Here is a 25,480-nt window from a genome sequence, read left to right on the forward strand (position 1 = left end):
TAGTTTTATGTTTAAGTTTTAAATAATTCGTGAATTTGTGGCGAAAAAAATAATTGTATTTGTCTTTTTGTATAGCAACATGCTTTATCGAACAAATAAAATATTTGTAACTTTGAACTCGATAACCAAATCAAGATTTTAACAAGTACCAAATTTTTTATTTATGAATTACATTCTTTTTGACGGTCCTGTCCGGAATGCTTTATTACCTTTTACTTTTACAAGACCTGTTGCTGATATTCTAATCGGAATTATGACGATTCGTCAAAAATGGGAGGCGCGCTTGGGCTCAACCATAACAACAATTACTGAAGATTATTTATCTGCCAAATTTCCGATGGTGGAAATGGAAGAAAATGTAATGATCAATGCAGCGTATTTACCAAATGATACGCTTGCTGAAATGGTTTCTGATTTAAAAGAAAATCAGGCTATTTTTAAAGGAGAAGATGTAATTGCTTTTTTTACTACTGAAAACCAGGAAGAAGTTGATTTCGATTCTTATGAAATCATTCAATATAACGACGATTGTTTAACTGTCGAACATACCTGGGATATTTTTTCTAAAAATGATGCTGCCATTCGCGCCGATTTTGAATTTTTAACGGAAGATCGAAAATCACAGTCAATTCCGAAAAGCGTAAATGTTATTGCGCCGGAAAATATTTTTATTGAAGAAGGAGCTAAATTAGAATTTGTGACTTTAAATGCTTCAACTGGTCCTATATATATAGGTAAGAATACTGAGATCATGGAAGGAACTGTAATTCGCGGACCTTTTGCTTTATGCGAAAATGCCATGGTAAAAATGTCGGCTAAAGTGTACGGAGCGACAACCGTTGGACCTGGGTCACGAATAGGGGGAGAAGTTAAAAATTCGGTTCTTTTTGCAAATTCAAACAAAGGGCATGAAGGATTTTTAGGAGATTCTGTTTTGGGTGAATGGTGTAATATTGGTGCAGACAGTAATAATTCGAACCTGAAAAACAATTACGAAGAAGTGAAGTTATGGAGTTACGAAACCGAAGGTTTTGCTAAAACCGGACTTCAGTTTTGTGGTTTAATGATGGGAGATCACAGTAAATGCGGAATTAATACCATGTTCAATACGGGAACTGTAGTAGGGGTGAGTGCTAATATCTTTGGAAGCGGTTTTCCTCGCAATTTTGTTCCGAGTTTTTCCTGGGGCGGCGCTGCGGGATTTACGACTTACGTAACCAAAAAAGCTTTCGAAACTGCAAAACTGGTTATGGGTCGCAGAAATATTGATTTTGACGAAACCGAATCATCAATTTTAGAACATATTTTTGAAGAGACTAAAAAATGGAGAAAGGATTAATTAGATAATTAGTCAATGTGTCAATTAGATAATTTTAGCAAACCCGACAGCTTTTTAAAACCTGTCGGGTTTTGTTGTTATGAATTTAAAAAATTATCTAATTATCTAATTGACAAATTGCCACATTTAGAATTGCCACATTCTCTAATTAAATCTATCTTTGCACCTTCAAAAAATACTTGCTGAGAAATCTAAAAATCTAAGCAGTCTTAAAATCTAAAAATCTAAATGATTACAGTTAACGATATTTCGGTTCAGTTTGGTGGAACTACATTATTTAGCGATGTTTCTTTTGCTATAAATGAAAATGATAAAATTGCCCTTATGGGTAAAAATGGTGCGGGAAAATCGACACTTTTAAAAATAATTGCAGGTCAAAGCAAGCCTTCTACCGGAAGTATCTCGACTCCAAAAGACGCTGTTGTGGCTTACTTGCCTCAGCATTTATTGACAAAAGATGGTTCGACTGTAATGGAAGAAGCTTCAAAAGCTTTTGGTGAGATTTTTAAAATGAAATCTGAAATTGATGAAATCAACGAGCAATTAACCGTTCGTACCGATTACGAAAGTGACGAATACATGAAATTGATCGAAAGAGTTTCAGACTTGAGCGAGAAATATTATGCAATTGAAGAAGTAAATTATGAAGCTGAAGTTGAGAAAATTTTAGTTGGTTTAGGTTTTGAGCGCGAAGATTTCACACGTCAGACTTCTGAATTTTCAGGAGGATGGAGAATGCGTATTGAATTGGCGAAAATCCTTCTACAAAAACCAGATTTGATTTTGCTGGATGAGCCAACCAATCACATGGATATCGAAAGTATTCAGTGGTTAGAAGAATTTTTATTAAATCAGGCTAAGGCTGTTGTGGTAATTTCGCACGATAGAGCGTTTGTAGATAATATTACAAATCGTACTATTGAAGTTACAATGGGAAGAATTTATGATTACAAAGCGAAGTATTCTCATTACTTAGAATTAAGAAAAGATCGTCGTATTCACCAGCAAAAAGCATATGACGAACAACAAAAAATGATTGCTGATAACAGAGCTTTTATTGATCGTTTTAAAGGGACATTCTCTAAAACAGATGCAGTTCAGTCGCGTGTTAAAATGCTTGAAAAGCTAGTGATCGTTCAGGTTGATGAAGTAGATAATTCAGCTTTGAAATTAAAATTCCCGCCGGCAGCACGTTCGGGACAATATCCTGTTGTGGTGAAAGATTTGTCTAAATCGTACGGAGATCATGTAGTTTTTAAAGATGCCAACATTGTTATCGAAAGAGGTCAAAAGGTGGCTTTCGTAGGTAAAAATGGTGAAGGAAAATCGACGATGATTAAAGCAATTATGAAAGAAATTGGTATCGACGAAGGAAGTGTTGATATTGGTCATAATTCACAAATTGGGTATTTTGCTCAGAATCAGGCTTCTTTGTTAGATGAAAATGCAACGATCTTTGAAACTATTGATGCTATTGCGGTTGGAGATATTCGTACGCAGATTAAAAATATTTTAGGAGCATTTATGTTTCAGGGTGATGATATTACCAAAAAAGTAAAAGTGCTTTCAGGAGGAGAGAAAACGCGTTTGGCAATGATTAAATTATTGTTGGAGCCTGTTAACTTGTTGATTCTGGATGAGCCTTCGAATCACTTAGACATGAAAACCAAAGATATTATTAAGGATGCATTGCGTGATTTTGACGGAACTTTAATCCTGGTTTCTCACGACCGTGATTTCCTTGACGGATTAGCAACTAAGGTTTTCGAATTTGGAAACAAACGTGTAAAAGAACATTTTGAAGATGTTGCTGGTTTCCTGGCGCATAAAAAAATGGATTCTATGAGAGAGATTGAAAAATAATTTTTCAAAACATATAAAACTAAAAAAGCACAAGAATCAACTTGTGCTTTTTTATTTGATTAAATTCTGATTCCCGGAGGAAGTAGTTCTTTGTACTTAGGGTTCTTCTTGATAAACTGTACAATTTTTGGGTGAATTGGCATTAGTTTGAATTTCTTTTCGATGACGATTTCCATGATGTTTCGGAGTAACGTATCAATAAAATCCTGGTCTTCGAAGCCTTCCGGAATATTGATTTTGGTTAGGAAAATTTTCTTTTCCTGAAATGAATATTCGACAGAAAGTAATCCTTCGGGGGCTATGGTTTCAAACTGTCTTGCAAAAGTGTTGTCTTTAATTTCCATAGTTGTTTCAATAGGTTCCATAATTTGACATGTTTTTAGTAGGTTTAAAACGTAAATATAGATTTGGACTACAAAGGTAATCATTTGATTTTCAATATGGAATTATTTTTTAAAGACTGCTAATGATAGTCTTTTTGTGGTTTATATGGTCTAATTTGTAATTATGGTGTAAGATTTGCTGTGTCTATTATTAAAAAAAGTAAATTTAACTTGAAATTAAAATCAGTAATTATAATTCCGTTTTTAAAGAATGAGCAAAATTCCTGTATACTTTATGCCTGGTTTGGCTGCAAGCTCGACCATTTTTGAAAGAATTAATTTAGATGAATCTATTTTTGAAATGTGTTTGCTGGAATGGGAAATTCCACAACCGAAAGAATCATTATCTGATTACGCGCTTCGAATTACTAAAAAGATAAAACACGAGAATCCGGTTTTGATTGGAGTTTCCTTTGGTGGAATTCTGGTTCAGGAAATGGCAAAGCATATTCAGGTTCGAAAAATAATTATTATTTCGAGCGTTAGAAGTAACACGGAATTCCCTAGAAGAATGAAAATAGGAAAAACTACAAAAGCCTATAAGCTGATTCCGATGAAGCTAATTCTGAATATTGAAAATCTTGCAAAATATTCTTTTGGAGAAAAAATCAACAAACGTATTAAACTGTACGAGAAGTTTCTGGCGATGCGGGATCTTAATTACCTACAATGGGCGGTTGAAAATGTAATTTTATGGGATAGAAATGAACGTGATGAAAATGTAATTCATATTCATGGCGATAAAGACGAAGTTTTTCCGATAAAATATATTAAGAGCTGTATTATCGTAAAAGGAGGAACTCACGTTATGATTCTCAATAAATATAAATGGCTGAATGAGAATTTGCCTTCGATTATATTGGAAGATTAGAAGTTTGTAAAATTCCAATTTTTAAATCCCAAATCCCAAATTCAAAACGATCATCGTTATGAGATCTTTGTCAAAGTTTTAAACTTTGACAAAGATTTATGTATAAGCATTCTGCTTCATCTTGTCATCGCTAGTTCCTCGGGATGACATACTGTGTGAAAATACAAATAATCGATATAATCTACTTGTGAAAATGAGTGCTCTAGCCCTGATGGCCCCGAAGTGTCGGGAGGAAAATCCTTTTGTGGTGGTCCGAAGCCTCGGGACACCACAAAAGATTGGAAGGACAGCAGGAAATAGCTTCTAATAAAAAAAAAGAAATTCCAATAAAGAAATTCCAAATCCCAAACGATCGTATTGACAAAAAAATCCCAAACTCTTTTGGAATTTGGGATTTAGAATATTGTAATTTAAAGAAGTTTAGATTTTCTTCATTTGATCTTTCATCATTGTGATTTGCTCTTTCAGCATGCCTTGCTTGTCTAATTTTTTAGCTTCGTTCAATAAATTAGTCGCTTCAAGCTTTCTTCTGCGTGACATGGCAACTCCTGCAAGGTTTAATTTTGCTACTGCCAAATCCATATCCATAGATAAACCAAGTTCGATTGCTTTCTTGAAATGTTTCTCTGCCTGATTGATATTGGTTTGAGATAACATGATTCCGTGTAGGTAATTAAAGTATCCTTGTTGTTTTCTAACTAATGCCGATTCCGGATTTTTGATGTATGCCAGCCAGTTTTTAGCTCCTTCGAAATCTTGTTTTCTTAATTTTAGGAAGGCTAAAAGGATGAATTCGTTTTTGAAATAAAGAAAAATAGGAATTGCAGTCAATAATATAAGGAAAATACCATTCCCGATATTACTCTCTGTAAATTGCCAAATGCCAGCAACTACAAGAAGTCCGGCTAAAATAAGCTTAATATTTTTGTTAAACATAATAGATGTATATTTGAGATTGCAAATATAGTAAAATGAATTAAAAATATTTTTATTAAAGTACTTGCCAGAAAAAAAAGTCTTTGTATATTTGCACTCGGTTTTAGAATAACGATATTCAAAAACAGAAAAGAGATATTAGATACCATTTTAAAGATACAAAGCAATGAGCAAAAGAACGTTTCAACCATCGAAAAGAAAAAGAAGAAATAAGCACGGATTTATGGACAGAATGGCTTCTGCGAATGGAAGAAAAGTTCTAGCGCGTAGAAGAGCAAAAGGAAGACATAAATTGACTGTTTCTAGTGAACCTAGACACAAAAAATAATGTTTGTATAAACATACATAAGGCGATTACTTTTTTAGTATCGCCTTTTTTTATACCTTGTCGGTAAAAAAGCTGCAACGTTCTAGTTTAGAATACACTACGAATGTTTTTTAAAGTACTTTATATAACTACACAATACAAATAAAATGCCTAAAGACACATCAATAAAATCAGTTTTAATAATAGGATCAGGTCCTATTGTTATTGGTCAAGCTTGCGAATTCGATTATGCAGGATCTCAATCTGCACGTTCTATTCGTGAAGAAGGAATTGAAGTTATCTTGATAAACTCAAATCCAGCGACAATTATGACCGACCCAACTATGGCCGATCATGTTTATCTAAAACCACTAACTACAAAATCGATTATTGAAATTCTAAAGGAACATCCACAAATTGATGCCGTTTTGCCAACAATGGGAGGTCAGACTGCTTTGAATTTGTGTTTGGAAGCTGAAGAAAAAGGAATTTGGCAGGATTTCGGAGTTAAATTAATCGGAGTTGATGTAAATGCTATTAATATTACAGAAGACAGAGAGCAATTTAAACAGCTTTTAGAAAGAATTAATGTACCAACTGCACCTGCAAAAACAGCGACTTCTTACTTAGAAGGAAAAGAAATCGCTCAGGAATTTGGTTTTCCGCTTGTAATTCGTCCTTCGTTTACACTTGGAGGAACGGGAGCTGCAATCGTTTACAAAAAAGAAGATTTTGATGATCTTTTAACGCGCGGACTTGAAGCTTCGCCAATACATGAGGTTTTAATTGATAAAGCTTTGATGGGTTGGAAAGAATATGAGTTGGAGCTTTTGAGAGATAAAAATGATAACGTGGTGATTATCTGTTCAATCGAAAATATGGATCCAATGGGAATTCATACCGGAGATTCGATTACAGTTGCACCAGCAATGACTTTATCAGATACAACTTTCCAAAAATTACGTGACTATGCCATCTTAATGATGCGCAGTATCGGAAATTTTGCAGGAGGCTGTAACGTACAATTCGCAGTTTCGCCAGATGAAAAAGAAGATATCGTAGCGATCGAGATTAATCCTCGTGTGTCTCGTTCATCTGCTTTAGCATCGAAAGCAACGGGTTATCCAATTGCTAAAATTGCTTCTAAACTGGCTTTAGGGTATAACTTAGATGAATTGCAAAACCAAATTACAAAATCTACTTCGGCTCTTTTTGAACCAACTTTAGATTATGTAATCGTTAAAATACCACGTTGGAACTTTGATAAATTTGAAGGTGCCGACAGAACTTTAGGACTTCAAATGAAATCTGTTGGTGAGGTAATGGGAATTGGACGTTCTTTCCAGGAAGCATTACACAAAGCGACTCAATCTTTAGAAATTAAAAGAAACGGATTAGGAGCTGACGGAAAAGGATATAAAAACTACGAACAAATTATCGAGAAACTAACTTTTGCGAGTTGGGATCGTGTTTTTGTAATTTATGATGCAATTGCAATGGGAATTCCGTTGAGCCGTATTCATGAGATTACCAAAATCGATATGTGGTTCTTAAAACAATACGAAGAGCTTTATACTTTAGAGAAAGAAATTTCGAACTATAAAATTGCTGATCTTCCAAGAGAGTTACTGCTTGAAGCGAAACAAAAAGGTTTTGCTGATAGACAAATCGCTCACATGATGAACTGTCTTGAAAGTGAAGTTCATACTTTAAGAATGGACAAGAACATTAACCGTGTGTTTAAACTGGTTGATACTTGTGCGGCAGAATTCAAAGCAAAAACACCTTATTACTACTCAACTTTTGAAGCTGAGATCGAAAAAGCAAACGGTGAAAAATATGTTGATAACGAAAGTGTTGTAACAGACAAAAAGAAAATCATCGTTTTAGGTTCCGGACCAAACAGAATTGGACAAGGAATTGAGTTTGATTATTCTTGTGTACACGGAGTTTTGGCAGCAAAAGAATGTGGTTACGAAACAATTATGATCAACTGTAATCCTGAAACAGTTTCGACTGATTTTGATACAGCGGATAAATTATACTTCGAACCCGTTTTCTGGGAACATATTTACGACATCATTCAGCACGAAAAACCAGAAGGTGTAATCGTTCAGTTAGGTGGTCAGACGGCTTTGAAATTGGCTGAAAAATTATCTAAATACGGAGTGAAAATCATCGGAACTAGTTTTGATGCACTTGATTTAGCGGAAGACAGAGGACGTTTCTCAGATTTATTGAGAGAATTACATATTCCTTTCCCACAATTCGGAATAGCTGAAACGGCTGATGAAGCATCTGCTCTTGCAGATACTTTAGACTTCCCATTATTGATTCGTCCTTCTTATGTATTAGGAGGTCAGGGAATGAAAATTGTAATCAACAAAAAAGAATTAGAGGAGCACGTTATCAATTTATTGAAAACTATTCCAGGAAATAAATTGCTTTTAGACCATTATTTGGCTGGAGCAATCGAAGCGGAAGCGGATGCAATTTGTGATGCTGATGGTAATGTTTACATCATCGGAATTATGGAGCACATCGAGCCTTGCGGAGTTCACTCTGGAGACAGTAATGCGACTTTGCCTCCTTTCAACTTAGGAGAATTCGTAATGCAACAGATAAAAGATCATACTCTTAAAATCGCAAGAGCTTTAAAAACTGTTGGTTTGATCAATATTCAGTTTGCGATAAAAGATGATACAGTTTACATCATCGAAGCAAATCCTAGAGCTTCGAGAACTGTACCGTTTATTGCAAAAGCATACGGAGAACCTTATGTAAACTACGCTACGAAGGTAATGTTAGGACACAATAAAGTAACTGATTTTGACTTTAAGCCTCAATTAAAAGGATACGCGATTAAACAGCCGGTTTTCTCTTTTAGTAAATTCCATAATGTAAACAAAGCATTAGGACCTGAAATGAAATCGACTGGAGAAAGCATCTTGTTTATTGATGACTTGAAAGACGATCAATTCTATGAATTGTATTCAAGAAGAAAAATGTATTTGAGTAAATAATCTCAAATACAGATATAAAAAAAGCTCCATGAAAATGGAGCTTTTTTGTTTTGTAATAGTTGTCTAGACCTTACTCATTGTCGAAAGTCATATTATCTCTTGTGTTTTTTTGTACTGAAATAGCACCAAAAAGAGATAATAAAAAGGCAAAAGCATAGAAACCTTTTTCGCTTGGTAGAATAGTTGCATTCCAAAGTCCAACTACTAATAATACTATTGATAATAGAGTTCCAAACCAGCAGATTCCATAATAGATATCGGTTACAGGAAGTTTTTCAAGTCTGTCTCTAACGCTTTTTTGAAGCGAAACCACAGCAAATAATCCAAACATTAAAACTGTAAAATAATATCCTTTTTCGTTCAGAAGCATTTCGGCTCTAGTAAGTCCTACGATGTAGCCAATCATTCCAGCTCCAAGAGCAACCCAAGATGCTGCTATAAATGCATTCGACGTTTTTTGTACCATGTTTTTTATTTTTAAATTAAGAACAAATATAAGTTAATTCTTATATATTAAAAATAAATATTAAAAAATTATTAAGTTTAATCTTCTTATTATAAAAAAAGCTCCATGAAAATGGAGCTTTTTTGTTTTAAAATAAAAATGTATTATTTTTTATTCATCAATTGCTGCAAAGGCTTCAATTGTTCCATGTCTATTTTTGATTTTTTCAAAACAGACATTAATGTCATGATGTTATTCGGATTCATATTTTTTCCCAGTACGCGAACCACTGCAAAACCATTTTCTTTTCTGTTGGCAAAAATTACAAATTCTTCAATGTTTTCATCTGTACCAACATAACTTACTGAAGCGCCGTCTTTACCTGAACCAAATTTCATTAGTTCCTGATATTTTGGATTTTTCAGAATCGCTTTAACTTTTGCTGTTTCTGTTTCAACTTGTGCCTGATTTTTATCGTTGGCTTTGAATGCCAAAATGTTCATTTTGTCGAAAGATTTTAAAGCTTCATTTTGCTCTGCTGATAATTTTGTTTTCTCTAAGTTTAAAATACTAGGTGAAACATCAAGTACAATGAAATCTTTATTATCACTATTCTGTACGAAATACTTTTGTAATGAAGGCTCAGAATTACAACTTACAAAAGTTAGTAATACTAAAAGGGCTGTGGTAAAAACGCTGGCTTTCATGATTATTTTTTGCCTTTAGAGGCTTTTTTTAAGTCAGCACCACCAGGAAGCTGCATCTTGTCTGTTAGTACTGAGATTTCGTTGATATCAAAATTACCTGTTAATGATAGTAAAACTGTTTCATCGTCTTTTGCACCATCAACGTACATTAACAATTCTCTTACCTGAGAGTCTGTCGCTCCTGATTTTACAGATATTTTTACATTTCTGCCGCTATCATTAATTCGCATTAATTCTTCTAAGCCGGCCGTTTTAACATATTTATCGGCTGCAGCTTTCATTTCGGCTTCGATTTTAGGGTTTTTTGTTGTGAACACTTTTAGATAGTCTAATTTTTTAATCAGACTGATGTATTGCTGCATTTCTTTATCGGATGCATCAACTTTTACTTTGCTCATTAAATCGAACATTTTTTTGTTTACGATTACAGAGGTTACGTCGTCCTGACCATCAAATTTGTCAAATGCTCCCTGAGCATAAAAAGTAGTGGTAACAAAGGCGAAAACTAGTGTTATGATGAAATTTTTCATTTTTGATTGAATTTAATTACTGTTTAAAAATTTTGTTTTTTGATTGTTCATATTCTTTAATGTATTGTACACTTCCAATACCTACATTAACATTGTTTGATAATAAGGCCAAAGCTTTTTGCGTTGCGGCAAGGGCTTCTTCCGGATCATCGTAGGTTCCTAATTCTGATTGCGCTACAGCTGGAACTGTAGTTTTTTGGCTCACAAAATAAAAGGTCCCAATTCCGAGTAAAACAACAACTGAAGCTGCAATTGATAACCACGCCACATTTTGTTTTTTAGATTGTAGTGGAATTTCCTGCGTCGTTTTTTGTTGTTTTACCTGAGAGAAGTAACCAAACATCGGTTTGTATTGCTCTAAATGCTGCGCAACATTTGGCGAAGAAAAATATTCTTTTAATTCATTTTCTTCAGCAATAGTGGTTTCTCCCTGAAAGTATTTTTCTAATATATTTTCTATTTTATCTAATTCCATAACTGTGTGTATTAACCATTGATTCTCTTATTTTTTTTCTCGCTCTCGAAAGTGCTACCCGAATCGCAGTTTCATTCATGTTGACAATTTTTGCAATTTCATCAAATTCATATTGCTCAACATCGCGAAGCTGAATTAATATTTGGAGTTGCTCCGGTAACTGGCTTATAATTTTTTCGACCCAATCCAGACTGTCTGAATCTTCTAATTTTTTATCTAATTGAGGCTCGCGGTCTGTAAAATTATTATGAACGATTTTTAAATTTCCTGCTCTTTTAGATTTTAACTGATCGAGACAATAATTCTTGGTCATTGTCATCGCAACAGCTTCAATATTATTATAGGTGTCTAAACTGTCTTTTTTATTCCATAATTTCACCATTACTTCCTGAGTAGCATCTTCTGCTTCTTCGGTGCTGGTTAGTAATCTTTTTGCCAGACGAAAAACTTTGTCTTTAAAAGGATTTATTAATTCTATAAACACATTCTGATTCATAAAATTGGTTGGTTATTCGTTAGCTTATATAGTCAAGACGAGACACTATTATTTTTGTTACAATACTTTTATTTTTTTTTGGAAAAAACTTATATTGATGAAAAAACGTCTTGAAATTGATTACTGTTAAAACTAAAGGTAGTATTTTTACGTTAATATATTATTGATACTACTCATAACTAATTATATGAAAACAATATTAAAAAGTTTATTGCTAATATTCTTATTGGCATTTGCTTTACAATCCTGTGAAGATCAGGACGATGTTGCGGCTCCTGCAGATTTGCAGGTTAATGACTTTGTCTGGAAAGGACTAAATCAGTTTTATTTGTGGCAGGCAGATGTCCCGAATTTAGCGGATGATCGTTTTAATTCTCAAGAATCACTCAACTCTTTTTTGGGAGGATATGCTAAGCCAGAAGATTTATTTCAGGATTTGTTGAATAAGCCAATCAGTAAATTCCCAAAAGGACAAGCAATTGACCGCTTTAGCTGGATTGTTGACGATTATACTGTTTTGGAACAAGAACTTCAGGGAACAACAAAAAATGACGGAGTTGACTTTAGACTGAGTTATAAACCAAATAGTACTACTGAATTAGTGGGCTTTGTACGTTATATTCTTCCTAATTCTGATGCTTCAACCAAAGATATTAAACGTGGTGATTTATTTACTGGCGTGAACGGAACCCAACTTACGGTTTCAAATTATCAAGCGCTTTTGAATGCTGACAGCTATACCTTGAATATGGCTAGTTTCAACGGAACAACAGTTGCAACAAATGGCAAAAGCGTATCTCTTGTTAAAACGACTTTAGATGAAAATCCTGTTTTTATTAATAAGGTAATAGTTTCTGGTGGTCATAAAATTGGTTATTTGATGTATAATGGATTTTATGCTAATTATGATGCACAACTTAATGATGCTTTTGCAACATTGAAATCACAAGGAATAACTGATTTTGTTTTGGATTTAAGATACAACGGCGGTGGGTCTATACAAACTGCATCGCGTCTTGCCAGTATGATTACAGGCCAGTTTACTGATAAAATATTTGCGAAAGAAAAATGGAATGCAAAAGTAAATGAGTATTATGAAAGCGAAGAACCGGAATCATTAAATGTTAGATTTGTTGATAAACTTGACGGAGCTGCAATTAATAGTTTGAATCTGAGCAAAATTTATATTATTACTACAGATGGTACTGCGTCGGCAAGTGAATTGGTAATCAACGGACTTGCACCTTATATTTCTGTAGTCCAGGTCGGAGAGACGACGGTGGGTAAAAATGTGGGTTCAGTTACATTATATGATTCTCCAAGTTTTGGAAAAACAAATCGAAATCCAAATCATAAATATGCTATGCAGCCTTTAGTTTTGAAAATTGTAAATGCTGCTGATTTTGGTGAATATACAAATGGTTTGCCACCCACTTATGAGCAATTAGAATATATTAGTAATATGGGAGTTTTAGGAGATCCATCTGAACCATTACTGAATTTGACTATTTCAAAAATCACGGGTTCTACTGCTAAAAAAATACAACAGGACAAAACACTGGCTTTAAGAACGTTCACGAATGCTAAAGCAATGAACGGAATCAGAAACCAAATGTATAATGAAAAAGCACCGGAAGGTCTTTTAAAAGCATTAAAATAAAATTATAATAAAACGAAAAAGGCTTTCAGAAATGAAAGCCTTTTTTTTAACAAAAAAATCCAAAAACTAATCTAAAACAAGTAATATTAATTGTTGAAGTAAAAACCATTTGGTCCTACACCAACAGTTAATTCTTTTTGCAGACTTCCACTTAAGTTGTAGATGTAAGCTTTGCTGTTCGACCCGAAGTCACCTCCGTCAGCAATATAAATTTTATCGTTGTTTACAGCGAAACCGTAAATTGAACCTGTCGTTGGAATACCAGCCGTAAATATTGGAGTGGTTGAAATTGCAGTTGCAGTAGTACTAATTGCATAAACTGATTTTGCAATGGTATAATACACTTTGTCTTTTTCTATATCTAAATACCCAGCTCTGTCTAATGTTACAGGGAAGGTGATTTTAGTAATTGATTTGTCAGCTAATTTTACTTTTACAATTTCACTTCTATTATCGCCATAAGGAGCTCTTAAAACGTATAATACACCATCTTTAACTTCCATAGTGTCTCCACTGTCACCAATTGTTATCGGGGTTTCTAATGCTTTTGTTGCCGGATTTACAACCAATACTTTATCGTTGTAAAAATCTGTAATGTATAATTTATTGTTTTCCAATAAAATTCTGTTTGCAGTTGCACCCAGTTCTATTTTGGATTCTACTTTATTGCTGGCTAAATCGATTATTGCAATATAATCATCTGTATTACCTGTTGCAGCATTCACGTAAGAGTAAGTATTAGCATTGGTTACATAGGCTTTACCGTCTTTCACAACTCCGTATCTTGGATTAGCAAGACCAGTTTCAACTTTTGCAATTAATTTAAAAGTGTAACGGTTTACAACGTTAATTACGTTTGATCCACCTGCTATAATATATGCTTTATCACCATCAAAAAAGATGTTTTGAAGATATACTCCGGCAAAATCACCACCATTTACTGTCTTGTATACATCTGCCGTAAAATTTGATAAATCATCACTGGCAAATGAAACTGAACCGCCGCCTGAATTTCCTTCGTTTAAGATGAAAAAACCGTTATCATATACTCCTTTGGGTGTGTCAGTGCTATCATCGTTTGAACAAGAAACAAAAAGGGAGGCACTTAATGCTGCGAAAAATAATCTGGTTAACTTCATTATATTAAAATTTAAGGTTTAAATACACATTAAAATTTCGGCCTGGCATTGGCCGGTTTTCAAGACTCTCATAATTTTCGTTCCAAAGATTTAGAACCTGGAATCCTAGTTTGAAAGAACTTAAAAATTTAAAATCGTAGTCGATTCCAATATTTGAAACCGTGTAGGCATCCACAATTTCATTCGGATCATTATCAGATTGTGTATAGACAAAATCGTTATACAAAAATTGATAATAAGCCGAAATACGATTCCTGGAATATGAAACGGCAGCGGTAACTTTATTAAAAGGAACAAAAAAAAGTTGTTTGTCTGTTGCTAAATCTTTAGAAACCGTGTAAGCATAAGTAGCATTAGCGCCAAAGTAATTTTTACCATACTGTTTTTTCCAGCTCAGCAAGGTTTCTGCTCCGTAGCTGTTAACTTTATCTGTGTTTTGGGGCGTCCAAATTCCGTTACTTCCAGGAACCCAACGCAGTAAATCTGTGATCTTGATGTAATAAAATGTCTGCGTAAGAGCAATGTTTTTATAAGTGAAAACATTTCCAATTTCTGCCTGATAAGAACTTTCAGGTTTAAGATCTGGGTTTCCGCCTTCTTCCCAATATAAATCATTGAAAGTTGGAATTCTGAAATTTCGGGACAAATTCAATTTCAGATTATATAATGTTCCAAATTGATAAGAGGAACCCAAAGAGAATAAAACTGGCGATTTATAATTGTCCGTAAACTCTTTTCTAATGCCAAATTCATTTTTCCAATCTTTAGAAAAATCCTGTTTAACCAATAATGCAGCAGAACTAATTTCTCGTGTATTATCTCCAAAACCACTTCCAAAACCCTTGGTTCGGCTGTAGTCTAAAATTCCATTTATCTGAGTCGATTTGAAAAGAGTATATCCTAAATCAGCCTTGGCAATAAAGTTTTCCGTTTTTCCGAAAGTATATTGGTTAGTCGAATTATCAGCAAAATATTGATAGTTTTCGAAAATATAAGCGGTTTTTAAATTGGTGGTAAACTTGCCGAAATTCCCGTCATATTCCAGTAAATTTCTATTGAAACCGTTAATGTATTTACTTTTGGTTTCTGACTCTGAGATTAAAGAGGTATTTCGGTCTGTGTTAGAAGTTTGACTGTATAATTTCAGGCTGTTTTTTGAGTTTAATTTATAGCCCACATTCGCACTCATGGTGAAAATGTCATACTGTCCGTTTTGGTTCCAGCGTTGTTCGCCTTTCCAGTTATAACGATCCAGATATTTATAATCGTTTGTCGAGCTATTATTAGAAAAACCAATTTGTGCGCTCCATTTTTCGTTCGAAATATTGGTTTTATAATTGATTCCGATTGTATTAAAACTTCCGTAATCAAGTCGCAGATTATTTTCAAAACGTTTATAGAAACTCAAATCGTTATTTAAATGTACAGTTCCGCCAACCGCTCCACTACCATAAATAACACTTCCGCCTCCGGCTTTCACACTTATTGAATTGTAATCAGAACCTGAGATTGTATTAAAATCGGTGCTTCCATTCATTTGAGAATTTATGTTGATTCCGTTCCAGATTACTGCCGTTTGCGATGCAGTAGTTCCTCTAAAAGCAACCGTCGAAAGCATTCCGCGTCCATATTCTTTGAAATAAATAGTTGAATTGAAGTTTAAAAGATCGGTTAATAAAGCCTCACTTTTATTGATTACAGAATCATTGAGTTTTAAAACCGATTGTGAAGTGGAGTATTTTTTTAGATTAGCATCAGAAACTACAACAGCTTTTAGATTTGTAATAGAGTCATTCTGCGCCGAAAGAATCTGGCACAACAACAGCAAACAATAAGCAAAAAGTTTTTTTAAAGTCATAATTTCTACACTCTTTTTCCCGAGAGCTCGATATTTGTTACGAAGGCAGGTCTCCTGGCTTGCGTCTTGTTGTTTACCTTCCCATTCGCCGGAGCGAGCAGTGGTTTTGTAGTTAACAACAAGCATTCTTTTCAGAACAAAGCTTACAGTTGCGGGTACAGCTCAAGATTTTTTTACTTGATTCCCTTTTAATGTGTTTTTAAAATTTATAAAACACAACCTTAATTTGGCGCAAATATAAAGTTAAAATTATTGAATTTTCAAATTTGTTTTGCTTTTTAAGTGAAATTCTAAACATAAACTCGCTTAGACGGGAATTTTAATGACTTCACCAAAATCAACTTTATTTTGAAAAGCATCTTTTAAAGGCAATGAAGATTGATGGCATAAAATGCTTCTGATGGTTCCGGCGTGACAAACGACAACAATTGGGTTTTTAATTTCTTTTGAAACCAAATCGGATAAAAATGAACCAACACGTTTATGTAATTCAACAAATGATTCTCCGTTTGAAGCAGGAATATTGACGAAATCTTCCATCCACGGATTGAGTTGTTCGGGCAGAATATCGTTCCATTTTTTCATTTCCCAATCTCCAAAATTCATTTCCATCAATCGTTTATCTTCGTGATACGAAATAGTTTTAATATTGTTCTGAATGTATTTTGCCAAAGTCACACAACGTTTCAAAGGGCTTGAAATAATAATTGCTTCCGAAGGTAATTGCGAAAGAATATTTTCAAAAATCGATTCAAAAGGTTTAGCTAAATCCACATCAGCTTGTCCGTAGCAAATCCCTTTTTCGCAGGACGTTTCGGTATGGCGAACTAAATAAATTTCCATAAAAAAAGAAAGCTTAAATAATAAACAACTTCGCAGACTTGTTGTGTTGCACCCAGGCAATCTCCAGTATATCCGTCAATCCATTTCTGGAAATAACGAGCTAAAAAATAACGAGTTATGAAAACAGGAATTAAAATTAAAAGCATTTTATATTGAAAATAGGAGAGTGCGAGCAATGGAATTAATCCGAAGAAAAAGGCACCAAAAATTTCTTTCCAACTGTGTTTTTTTGCAATTGGTTTACTTTTGCTCGTAGCGTCATCACGAGAATATTCATGTGTGAAAATAATTGAAATAGCGGCCAAACGGCTTAAAGCGTGAACAGAAATAAATAACAGGAAAACCTGTAAAAGTCCAATAGCATTTTCAATTTGAAAAATAGAAACCGATTCGGAAAGCAATTTGAATTTCAATAAAAATAATACAACCAGTCCGATCGCTCCATAAGCACCAATGGCGCTGTCTTTCATAATCATCAGGATTTTTTCCTTGGTCCAGCCCCCGCCAAAACCATCGCAGACATCGGCAAAACCATCTTCATGAAAAGCACCAGTGGTTAAAATTGATGCTATAATTGCCAGAATAACAGCGATTTCAATAGAAAGAAATTGAGCAAAAACATAAAAAGCTAAAAAAGAAATACTACCAACGATCCAGCCAATAAAAGGGAAATAGCGTGTGGCTTTGTTCAAATAATCCGGATTGTGGTCAATGTTTTTTGGACATGGGATTCTGGTGTAAAACATTAAGCAGGTAAAGAAAATATGTAGTTCTTTTTTCATTTGATTTGTTATAAATTTATGTGTGTTTTGTCATTTCGACCGAAGGGAGAAATCACATCCAGAGAGCGACGTACTGTGTGTGAGTTTCTAGTGTGATTTCTCCCTTCGGTCGAAATGACAAATAAGAGACTTCATCACTTCCTGCTAACTCCCGCACTTTCAAAACTTGCCATATCATTCAAAAAAGCTTCTGCCGATTTCAAAATTGGAAAAGCAATTGCGCAGCCTGTTCCTTCGCCCAAGCGCAAATCTAGATTTAAAATTGGTTTTGCATTTAAATATTGAAGTAATTTTTGATGCGCTTTTTCTGCGGAGCAATGACAGAAAACGGCATTTTTTATAATCTCAGGATTTATTTTTGATGCAATTAAAAATGCTACACTGCAAATAAAACCGTCAACTAAAATCAGCATTTTATTTTCGTAAGCAGTCAGCATTCCACTTGCCATTTGTATGATTTCGAAACCTCCAAAATAAGCCAACTGCTCTTTCAATTCGGCTTGACCGGAATAATTTGCAATGGCGCTTTTTAGAAATTCCTGTTTTTGAAGTAATTTTTCATCTTCTACACCAGTTCCTTTTCCAACACAATCTTCAATCGAAAAACCTGTCAAAAGGCTCATTAATACAGAAGCAGTTGAAGTATTTCCAATTCCCATTTCACCAAAACCAATGCAATTCGACCCTGATTTTGCAATATCATCAACAATTGATTTTCCTTTTTCAAAACACAATTGCAATTCGGTATCGCTCATGGCTGGCGCATGCAGGAATGATTGTGTTCCTTTGGCAATTTTAGCATTAATTAAATTGGCGTTTGTCGGAAAATCATAATTAACACCGGCATCAACAATCGATAATTCAATGTTATTTTGTTTGCAGAAAACATTAATTGCAGCACCTCCTTCGAGAAAATTCCCCACCATTTGTCGTGTTACATCTTGTGGATACGCACTCACACCGTGATTTGCAATTCCGTGGTCTGCGGCAAAAACAACAATATTCGGATTTATGATTTTCGGACTTAGACTTTCAAAAACCGTCGCCATCTGAAAAGCCAAAGTTTCCAAAGTTCCTAAAGAGCCAATTGGTTTGGTTTTAGAATCTATTTTTTCTTGCAGAAGTTTGCTGAAATCATTTCTATGCTGAACCTTAGTTTCAGATTTTAATTTCAAATCAGAAATATAACTTTCTGTGACATTTGTAATTTCTGAACAAATAGGAGCTTCCGATTTTTGTTTCCAATGCAATTGCTGCAACATCGGCTGATTGTTATAATTCGTTGCCGGTTTTCCAACGCAGAAATAACCCAAAGGTTCAATGTTTTCGGGTAAATCAAGGATTTTTTTAAACTGATGGTAATTCAAAATCGAAACCCAGCCCATGCCATAACCTTGTTCAGTAAGTGAAAGCCAGATATTCTGAGCTGCACAAACCGAACTAAATTTTACAGCTTCATTACTGCCAACAGTGCCGATTGTAAACTGATTCAGAACAGATCGGTCGTAAGCAATTATAAGTCCGATTGGTGCTTCTTCAATAGCTTCTAATTTCAATGATTTATAATGTTCTTTTTGCTCGGGATTATCCGTAAGCGATTCGGCTTTTTTATTGTAATCCAAAAATAAATCTTTGATAGCCTTTTTTACTTCTCCCGATTTGATGAGATAATATCGTGTAGCGTCGGTCAGTCCAACCGATGGCGCCCAATGTCCTGCCTGCAAAGCTTTTTCAATTACTTCATCTGGCACTTCATCAGTCGTAAAATGTCGGGTATCACGGCGCGATTTTAAAATATCATCTAAATAAGTCATTTTTTAAATTCCAATTTTTTTAAATTCCAAATTCTAATGAAATAACAATTGCAAAAACCAATTTCGATTTCAATATAGAATTTAAAAGTTTAAAGATTTAGGTAAAGATAAAGTATAGCGTTGGAATTTGGAATTTAAAAAAATTGGAATTTCATTTTTAACCTTTAATTTTTACCGGAATTCCGGAAACCATCAAAACAACTTCGTTTGCATTTGAAGCTAAAAACTGATTCATCCAGCCTTGTAATTCTGTGAATTTTCTGCCGATGTGAGTTTCGGCATGCACGCCCATTCCAATTTCGTTAGTAACAATAATTAATGTGGCATTTTCCTGATTGGCAATCGAAAGAAATTCTTTTTTAGCTTCCTCCAAACTTAAAGTAACATCGTTTTTATGGTCTATAAAAAAGTTGGTCAGCCAAAGAGTGACACAATCAATCAAAGCTACTTTTCCTGAAAAATCAATTTTGCTTAAATATTTTTCCTCTTCAATATTGGTCCAGCGTTCGTCGCGTTCTTGTTGATGGCGGTCAATTCTGGTCTGAAAATCATCATCCCATTTTCTGGCTGTTGCTACATACATTGGTTCATTTGAAAGTTGTAGCGCTAAGTTTTGCGCATAACTGCTTTTTCCTGATCGTTCGCCTCCGGTAATTAGGTAAATCATTATTAATTGTTAGTTGTAAATTATTAATTGTTAATTTTAAGAAGAAACTGTTTTAGAAACGAGCTGATTTTTCGTGGTTTTAAGAATGCTTGTTATAAGTTTTAAAATTGCGACGGCATCAGTGTTGATGTTTTCAAATTCTTTGTCATTTAAATAATCAGTGGCTTTTAATAACTCTAACCAGTAAACGGTTTCATTCGCCTCTTTTTGTGTAATGGCAAATTTATGGATGAAATCATTTTTGCTTTCTGCATGTTCTGCTTCTCGAACCATTGCACCGATACTTGTTCCAGACCTCAAGAGTTGTTTAGAAAGTGTAAATTCTTTTTTCTCAATGCATAGATATTGATATAATTTGACAATTCTGATGGCAAAATCAAAACTTTTATCTTTAACAATGTTGTTTTTCATAATTAACAACTAATAATTTATAATTAACAATTAATAAGGGCAATGACGACAATCATTACCGCAACAGCTCCCACGTTTCAAATGAAACCAGGTTGTATAAACATAATTGCCATTTTCGATATAGTAATCCAAATCTTCTAAAAGTTTTTCGGTTTTTGGTAAAGATATTGCTTTATTTTGAAGTGCTTTTTTAGGTGTCATCGTTTCTACATATGCATCAATTTTGTCTACGCAAGCCTCTTTAAAGCAAGTCGGACACAGACAGTCGCCTCCTTCAGCTAGATTGAAAATAGGAGGAAAATCATTACACCAGCATTTGTTTTCAACAGAAATATCTCCGCAGCTAAAAATAGATTCGCAACTTGAGCAAACTTTTGTTTTTGTGGTATTCATAATAGGTAAAAGATAGGTTTGTTGCATTTTGTAAGAATAAAAGTAAACAAAAAATTTAGAAATTGCCTTACCTTTGTGGTTATTGAAAAATTAATTTGTGAAATTTCAGTATTCAAAATCTGTACTGATATTGAGTATTAACGATTTAAAATTCCAAAATAGTATAACCAGTTTATGAAACATTTATTACCAAAATCGATTTTTGTTTTGTCTTTTTTTCTCCTTATCGGATGTAAAAAAAATGAAACTATAGAAGTTGCCCAATCTCCAATTCCTAAAAATAGTATCGAATATGCTTCGGGATTTTCTATCGTAAAATACGAGGGATTTTCAGTAGTAAAGGTTTCAAATCCATGGCCAAATGCGAATAAAACTTTCACGTATGTGTTAAAAGAAAAAGACGCAAAAGTTCCGGATAGTCTGCAGCAATATACTTCGATAAAAGTTCCTTTAGAATCTGTTGTTGTAACCTCTACGACAAATATCCCATATCTGGAAATGCTGGATGTCGAAGATAAATTAGTGGGTTTTCCGCATACTGATTATATTTCTTCTGAAAAAACCAGAGTATTAATAGACAAAGGTTCTGTGAAAAATGTGGGGCAAAACGAAAAATTAAATATCGAACAATTGATAGAATTATCACCCGATTTGATTGTTACTTTTGGTGTGGACAATAATAATCCGATGTTGGATAATCTGAAAAAAAGTGGTTTAAATGTATTCATTCAGGCCGATTGGATGGAACAATCCCCACTTGGAAAAGCCGAATGGATTAAACTTTACGGAGCTTTATTTGGAAAAGAAGACAAGGCCAAAGAATTGTTTGATAAAATTGTTTTGAGTTACGAACAGGCTAAGAAATTAGTCGCGGATAAACCAGCAACTTCTACAGTTTTATATGGTTCGATGTACGAAGATGTGTGGTATGTAGCAAAAGGAAATAGCTGGGTGGCGCAATTTATGAATGATGCGCAATCCAATTATTTATGGGCAGATTTGAAAGGAACCGGAAGCGAAGGTTTGTCTTTCGAAAAAGTGCTGGATAAAGCAAAAACAGCGAATTACTGGATTGCAACCGGATCCGTAAAATCATTAGCAGAATTTGAAAAACTTAATCCGCATTATGTTGAATTTGATGCTTTTAAAAATAAAACGATTTATACTTTTGAAGGAAAATTGGGTGCTACAGGAGGAACTATTTATTACGAATTATCTCCAAGCCGTCCTGATTTGGTTTTAAAAGATTATATCAAGATTTTTCACCCTGATTTATTACCAAGCTACGAATTTACTTTCGCATCTAAACTGAACTAAATTGGCAAACAAAAAACGAAATACGATTTTATTTTTCATACTTGCTATTGGTCTGATTTTGATGTTTTTTGTGAGTATCAGCCTGGGTTCGGTTACGATTCCGTTCAAGGATGTTTATACGAGTTTAACAGGAGGAGTCGCCAGTAAAACAACGTGGGAATATATCATTATCAATTACCGTTTGCCCAAAGCAATTACTGCGGTTTTAGTAGGAACAGGTTTGTCGATAAGTGGTTTATTGATGCAGACGTTGTTTCGTAATCCGCTTGCGGGGCCTTATGTTTTAGGATTGAGTTCCGGGGCCAGTTTAGGTGTGGCTTTTGTGATTTTAGGGGCCGGATTTTTGCCTTCTTTTTTAAGGGAAATTGCTTTGTCGTCATACGGAATTGTTATTGCTTCAACCTTTGGGAGTTCACTTGTTTTATTATTGGTTTTGCTGGTTTCGCAAAAATTAAGAGATACTATGGCAATTTTGATTGTGGGTTTAATGTTTGGAAGTTTTACCACGGCAATAGTTAGTGTTTTGACTTATTTTAGTACAGCCGAGCAACTTCAGAAATTCACTTTTTGGTCAATGGGAAGTCTTGGAAATCTTTCGTGGGGAACGGTTGGAATTCTTGCGATCTGTGTTTTGATTGGTTTGCTTTTAAGTGCTGCGAGTATAAAACCTTTAAATGCCTTGCTTTTAGGAGAGAATTATGCGAAAAGCATGGGACTCAATTTTAATAAAGCCCGATTGATTATTATTTTTGCTACCAGTATTTTGGCAGGAAGCATTACTGCTTTTGCCGGCCCGATTGCTTTCGTGGGGTTAGCAGTTCCGCATATTGCGAAACTAACTTTTCAAACGAGTAATCACACTGTTTTGTTCTGGAGTACATTATTTTTTGGAGCTATTATTATGTTATTTTGTGATGTCGTTTCGCAAATGCCCGGATTTGATGTTACGCTGCCAATAAATGCAATAACCTCTATAATTGGTGCGCCGGTTGTGGTTTGGCTTTTGGTTCGAAAAAGAAATTTTCAATAATATTTTGCCCACAGATTGTACAGATAAAACGGATTTTACACAGATGTTTTAATCTTTTAGAAAAAAGCTTAGCACCTTAGCATCTCAGAACCTTAGTACCTTAAAGAAATGAAAACCATATTAAACACTTTAAATTTAAGTATTGGCTACAAGTCCAAGAAAGCAACTGTGACTATTGCCGAAAATCTAAATTTGAATCTTAATTCAGGAAAACTGATCGCTTTAATTGGTGCAAACGGAATTGGAAAATCAACCTTGTTACGAACGATCACAGGAATACAGCATCCTTTGGCCGGGAATGTTTTTTTGAACGATAAAAATATAAATACCTACAAACCTTTAGACCTAGCACAAAATTTAAGTTTGGTTTTAACCGAAAAATTACCCCCAAGCAATCTTTCAGTTTTTGAATTAGTTGCTTTGGGAAGACAGCCTTACACCAATTGGGTGGGAACTTTAACAGAAACCGACATTGAAAAAGTTCAGGAAGCGATGTCATTGACACAAATTGAACATCTGGCAACAAAAAAACATTTTGAGATCAGTGACGGACAATTGCAGAAAGTTTTAATTGCAAGAGCTTTGGCGCAAGACACACCTTTAATTATTCTGGACGAACCAACCACACATTTAGATTTACTGCATAAAGTTTCGCTTTTCAAATTGTTGAAAAGGCTAACGCAGGAAACTCAAAAGTGTATTTTATTTTCCACGCATGATATCGATTTGGCGATTCAGTTAAGTGACGAAATGATTATTATGACTCCGGAATTTGTTGTTCAGGACGAGCCATGTAATTTAATTTCAAAAGGAAGTTTTGCGACTTTATTCAAAGACGAACATATTATTTTTGATGCCGAAAAAGGGAAGTTTGTGATTACTTAGGAAAGTTTAGAAAGTAATAAAAGTATATAATTTTAATATTTCACGCAAAGTCGCAGCGTCGCAAAGAAAAAATTAAAAATAAGCTTTGCGACTCTGCGACTTTGCGAGAACTAGTGTAGATGCTTAATAAAAACTTTGAGAAAACTGCTTATATAAATCGATTAACCACTTAAACAAATAATCGATTAAACATTCTTCAACCCAATTTGTCTTTTAGCTTCACCAACCACAAAAGCTACAGAATTCGCAATATTAAAACTGCGGATTAATTTTGACATCGGAATTGTTAAGTGATTTTCAAATCTATCCAAAACCTCTTTGCTTAAACCAACACTTTCTTTTCCGAAAACCAACCAGTCTCCATCCTGAAAATCAGTTTCTAAATAAGATCTCTCAGCATGAGAACTCATCAAAAAAACGCGTGATTGATCCGGAATCTGCTGAATCCATTCTTCTATATTTTGATATTCGTTCACATCAAGATGTACCCAATAATCCAAACCCGAACGTTTGAGGTTTTTATCATTTATTACAAATCCGAACGGATGAATTAAATGAAGACGGCTTTCCGTGCCCACACATAAGCGTCCGATATTTCCGGTATTATTTGGTATTTCTGGTTCTACAAGAACAACGTTTAGCATTTTTTTGAGTTATGAGTTATGAATTGTGAGTTTCCAGCAATTATCTCATTATCTAATTGGCAAATTATCTAATTGAAAATCGGAAACCTCTAAAACCTCACCGGCTTTTAGGTTTTGCAAATATACATTTCCTATTCTAACTCGAACTAATCTCAAAGTAGGAAAACCAACCGCTGCGGTCATTTTGCGAACCTGGCGAAACTTTCCCTCGTTTACAGTTATGGAGGCCCAGGAAGTTGGTCCATGACGTTCATCTCTGATTTTTTTAGCTCTCGGGCCAAAATCAGGAATTTCAGTAACTATAAAAGCAGAACAGGGTTTGGTTATGTATTTTCCGCCATCAAAACCAATTTCTACACCTTTTTGGAGTTGTTCAATCGCTTCAGGAGTAATAATGCCATCAACCTGGACATAATATTCTTTGTCGACTTTTTTGCTTCGTATTTGTTCACTTACTTTTCCGTCTGTAGTTAGTAAAAGTAGTCCTTCAGAATCTTCGTCCAAACGGCCAATCGCCATCGTTCCTTCAGGAAAATTGTGTAATTCGCCCAAAAGCTTTTTCTTTCTTTTTAATTCATAAATAAATTGGCTGAGGTAGCCGTAAGGTTTAAAAAGAATGAAGTGTTGATGCATATTGTATTTTTGGTGCAAAGATAGTTTTG

Annotated in this window: 26 protein-coding genes and 1 riboswitch; of the genes, 9 read left to right on the forward strand and 17 right to left on the reverse strand. The window is 34.3% G+C overall.

Annotation, left to right across the window (positions count from 1 at the left end; translation table 11 throughout):
* Positions 1-163 precede the first annotated feature (163 nt).
* Both J2X17_RS14075 and J2X17_RS14080 read left to right on the forward strand, forming a co-directional pair.
* Positions 164-1,339 carry a GlmU family protein gene (locus tag J2X17_RS14075; protein WP_310299201.1) on the forward strand — a complete coding sequence of 392 codons (1,176 nt, stop codon included), beginning with the start codon at positions 164-166 and terminating at the stop codon, positions 1,337-1,339.
* Between the two features lie 228 nt (positions 1,340-1,567).
* On the forward strand, positions 1,568-3,202 hold the full coding sequence (locus tag J2X17_RS14080; RefSeq protein ID WP_310299205.1) for an ABC-F family ATP-binding cassette domain-containing protein: 1,635 nt from the start codon (positions 1,568-1,570) through the stop codon (positions 3,200-3,202).
* 59 nt (positions 3,203-3,261) lie between these two features.
* Here the strand turns inward: J2X17_RS14080 and J2X17_RS14085 are convergent, their stop codons facing one another.
* Positions 3,262-3,546, reverse strand: coding sequence for a GNAT family N-acetyltransferase (locus J2X17_RS14085; protein ID WP_409025262.1), 285 nt, complete (start codon positions 3,544-3,546; stop codon positions 3,262-3,264).
* Positions 3,547-3,796: 250 nt separating this feature from the next.
* Here J2X17_RS14085 and J2X17_RS14090 point away from each other — a divergent pair, with 250 nt between their 5' ends.
* On the forward strand, positions 3,797-4,456 hold the full coding sequence (locus J2X17_RS14090; protein WP_310299210.1) for an alpha/beta hydrolase: 660 nt from the start codon (positions 3,797-3,799) through the stop codon (positions 4,454-4,456).
* A 420-nt stretch (positions 4,457-4,876) separates the two neighbouring features.
* Here J2X17_RS14090 and J2X17_RS14095 read toward each other — a convergent pair whose 3' ends face one another.
* Positions 4,877-5,392 (reverse strand): DUF2892 domain-containing protein, encoded by a 516-nt coding sequence (locus tag J2X17_RS14095; protein ID WP_310299213.1) that lies wholly within the window; start codon positions 5,390-5,392, stop codon positions 4,877-4,879.
* Positions 5,393-5,558: 166 nt separating this feature from the next.
* Between J2X17_RS14095 and rpmH the strand changes: the two genes are divergently transcribed.
* Both rpmH and carB read left to right on the forward strand, forming a co-directional pair.
* Positions 5,559-5,720, forward strand: coding sequence for a 50S ribosomal protein L34 (rpmH, locus tag J2X17_RS14100; RefSeq protein ID WP_008464848.1), 162 nt, complete (start codon positions 5,559-5,561; stop codon positions 5,718-5,720).
* 146 nt (positions 5,721-5,866) lie between these two features.
* Entirely contained in the window at positions 5,867-8,722 is a 2,856-nt protein-coding gene (gene carB / locus J2X17_RS14105) for a carbamoyl-phosphate synthase large subunit (protein WP_310299216.1), read from the forward strand.
* A gap of 70 nt (positions 8,723-8,792) precedes the next feature.
* Here the strand turns inward: carB and yiaA are convergent, their stop codons facing one another.
* The 5 genes from yiaA to J2X17_RS14130 all read right to left on the reverse strand — a co-directional run bounded on the left by yiaA (position 8,793) and on the right by J2X17_RS14130 (position 11,375).
* A complete protein-coding gene (yiaA, locus tag J2X17_RS14110) occupies positions 8,793-9,188 on the reverse strand; it encodes an inner membrane protein YiaA (RefSeq protein WP_310299220.1) in 396 nt (131 codons plus the stop codon).
* A 143-nt stretch (positions 9,189-9,331) separates the two neighbouring features.
* Complete coding sequence (locus tag J2X17_RS14115) at positions 9,332-9,874, reverse strand: DUF4252 domain-containing protein (RefSeq protein ID WP_310299223.1); 543 nt, start codon at positions 9,872-9,874, stop codon at positions 9,332-9,334.
* 2 nt (positions 9,875-9,876) lie between these two features.
* Positions 9,877-10,404: a DUF4252 domain-containing protein gene (locus J2X17_RS14120; RefSeq protein ID WP_310299225.1), complete on the reverse strand. Its 528-nt coding sequence runs from the start codon at positions 10,402-10,404 to the stop codon at positions 9,877-9,879.
* Between the two features lie 16 nt (positions 10,405-10,420).
* A complete protein-coding gene (locus tag J2X17_RS14125; protein WP_310299229.1) occupies positions 10,421-10,879 on the reverse strand; it encodes a hypothetical protein in 459 nt (152 codons plus the stop codon).
* Entirely contained in the window at positions 10,866-11,375 is a 510-nt protein-coding gene (locus J2X17_RS14130; RefSeq protein WP_310299235.1) for an RNA polymerase sigma factor, read from the reverse strand. Before J2X17_RS14130 ends, J2X17_RS14125 begins: the two co-directional genes overlap by 14 nt.
* 187 nt (positions 11,376-11,562) lie before the next feature.
* On the opposite strand from J2X17_RS14130, the gene J2X17_RS14135 reads away from it, so the two are divergent.
* Positions 11,563-13,035, forward strand: a complete 1,473-nt coding sequence (locus J2X17_RS14135) for a S41 family peptidase (RefSeq protein WP_310299238.1) — start codon at positions 11,563-11,565, stop codon at positions 13,033-13,035.
* 86 nt (positions 13,036-13,121) lie between these two features.
* Here the strand turns inward: J2X17_RS14135 and J2X17_RS14140 are convergent, their stop codons facing one another.
* From J2X17_RS14140 to J2X17_RS14175, 8 genes are all read right to left on the reverse strand, one after another.
* Positions 13,122-14,174, reverse strand: coding sequence for a YncE family protein (locus tag J2X17_RS14140; protein WP_310299241.1), 1,053 nt, complete (start codon positions 14,172-14,174; stop codon positions 13,122-13,124).
* Between the two features lie 4 nt (positions 14,175-14,178).
* Positions 14,179-16,032 (reverse strand): TonB-dependent receptor plug domain-containing protein, encoded by a 1,854-nt coding sequence (locus J2X17_RS14145; RefSeq protein WP_310299244.1) that lies wholly within the window; start codon positions 16,030-16,032, stop codon positions 14,179-14,181.
* A gap of 27 nt (positions 16,033-16,059) precedes the next feature.
* Positions 16,060-16,271: riboswitch (cobalamin riboswitch) on the reverse strand.
* Between the two features lie 67 nt (positions 16,272-16,338).
* The gene (cobC, locus tag J2X17_RS14150) at positions 16,339-16,875 is read right to left on the reverse strand and encodes an alpha-ribazole phosphatase (protein WP_310299247.1); all 537 of its coding nucleotides are present in this window, start codon (positions 16,873-16,875) and stop codon (positions 16,339-16,341) included.
* Positions 16,860-17,657 carry an adenosylcobinamide-GDP ribazoletransferase gene (locus J2X17_RS14155; RefSeq protein ID WP_310299250.1) on the reverse strand — a complete coding sequence of 266 codons (798 nt, stop codon included), beginning with the start codon at positions 17,655-17,657 and terminating at the stop codon, positions 16,860-16,862. Before J2X17_RS14155 ends, cobC begins: the two co-directional genes overlap by 16 nt.
* A gap of 134 nt (positions 17,658-17,791) precedes the next feature.
* Positions 17,792-19,471 carry a nicotinate-nucleotide--dimethylbenzimidazole phosphoribosyltransferase gene (gene cobT / locus J2X17_RS14160; protein ID WP_310299253.1) on the reverse strand — a complete coding sequence of 560 codons (1,680 nt, stop codon included), beginning with the start codon at positions 19,469-19,471 and terminating at the stop codon, positions 17,792-17,794.
* Positions 19,472-19,628: 157 nt separating this feature from the next.
* The gene (cobU, locus tag J2X17_RS14165) at positions 19,629-20,138 is read right to left on the reverse strand and encodes a bifunctional adenosylcobinamide kinase/adenosylcobinamide-phosphate guanylyltransferase (protein WP_310299256.1); all 510 of its coding nucleotides are present in this window, start codon (positions 20,136-20,138) and stop codon (positions 19,629-19,631) included.
* Positions 20,139-20,174: 36 nt separating this feature from the next.
* Complete coding sequence (locus J2X17_RS14170; RefSeq protein ID WP_310299258.1) at positions 20,175-20,549, reverse strand: four helix bundle protein; 375 nt, start codon at positions 20,547-20,549, stop codon at positions 20,175-20,177.
* A gap of 30 nt (positions 20,550-20,579) precedes the next feature.
* Positions 20,580-20,969 carry a C1orf53 family protein gene (locus J2X17_RS14175; RefSeq protein WP_310299261.1) on the reverse strand — a complete coding sequence of 130 codons (390 nt, stop codon included), beginning with the start codon at positions 20,967-20,969 and terminating at the stop codon, positions 20,580-20,582.
* Positions 20,970-21,116: 147 nt separating this feature from the next.
* Here J2X17_RS14175 and J2X17_RS14180 point away from each other — a divergent pair, with 147 nt between their 5' ends.
* The 3 genes from J2X17_RS14180 (at position 21,117) to J2X17_RS14190 (ending at position 24,174) form a co-directional block, all read left to right on the forward strand.
* Positions 21,117-22,259, forward strand: a complete 1,143-nt coding sequence (locus J2X17_RS14180) for an ABC transporter substrate-binding protein (RefSeq protein WP_310299265.1) — start codon at positions 21,117-21,119, stop codon at positions 22,257-22,259.
* 1 nt (position 22,260) lies between these two features.
* The gene (locus J2X17_RS14185; RefSeq protein WP_409025261.1) at positions 22,261-23,289 is read left to right on the forward strand and encodes an iron chelate uptake ABC transporter family permease subunit; all 1,029 of its coding nucleotides are present in this window, start codon (positions 22,261-22,263) and stop codon (positions 23,287-23,289) included.
* Positions 23,290-23,397: 108 nt separating this feature from the next.
* Positions 23,398-24,174, forward strand: coding sequence for an ABC transporter ATP-binding protein (locus J2X17_RS14190; protein WP_310299270.1), 777 nt, complete (start codon positions 23,398-23,400; stop codon positions 24,172-24,174).
* Positions 24,175-24,359: 185 nt separating this feature from the next.
* Here the strand turns inward: J2X17_RS14190 and J2X17_RS14195 are convergent, their stop codons facing one another.
* Both J2X17_RS14195 and J2X17_RS14200 read right to left on the reverse strand, forming a co-directional pair.
* Entirely contained in the window at positions 24,360-24,818 is a 459-nt protein-coding gene (locus tag J2X17_RS14195) for a tRNA (cytidine(34)-2'-O)-methyltransferase (RefSeq protein ID WP_310299274.1), read from the reverse strand.
* A gap of 48 nt (positions 24,819-24,866) precedes the next feature.
* The gene (locus J2X17_RS14200) at positions 24,867-25,451 is read right to left on the reverse strand and encodes a pseudouridine synthase (protein WP_310299277.1); all 585 of its coding nucleotides are present in this window, start codon (positions 25,449-25,451) and stop codon (positions 24,867-24,869) included.
* Positions 25,452-25,480 lie beyond the last annotated feature (29 nt).

The sequence above is a fragment of the Flavobacterium aquidurense genome (genome assembly GCF_031458035.1).
Classification (GTDB): Bacteria; Bacteroidota; Bacteroidia; order Flavobacteriales; family Flavobacteriaceae; genus Flavobacterium; species Flavobacterium aquidurense_C.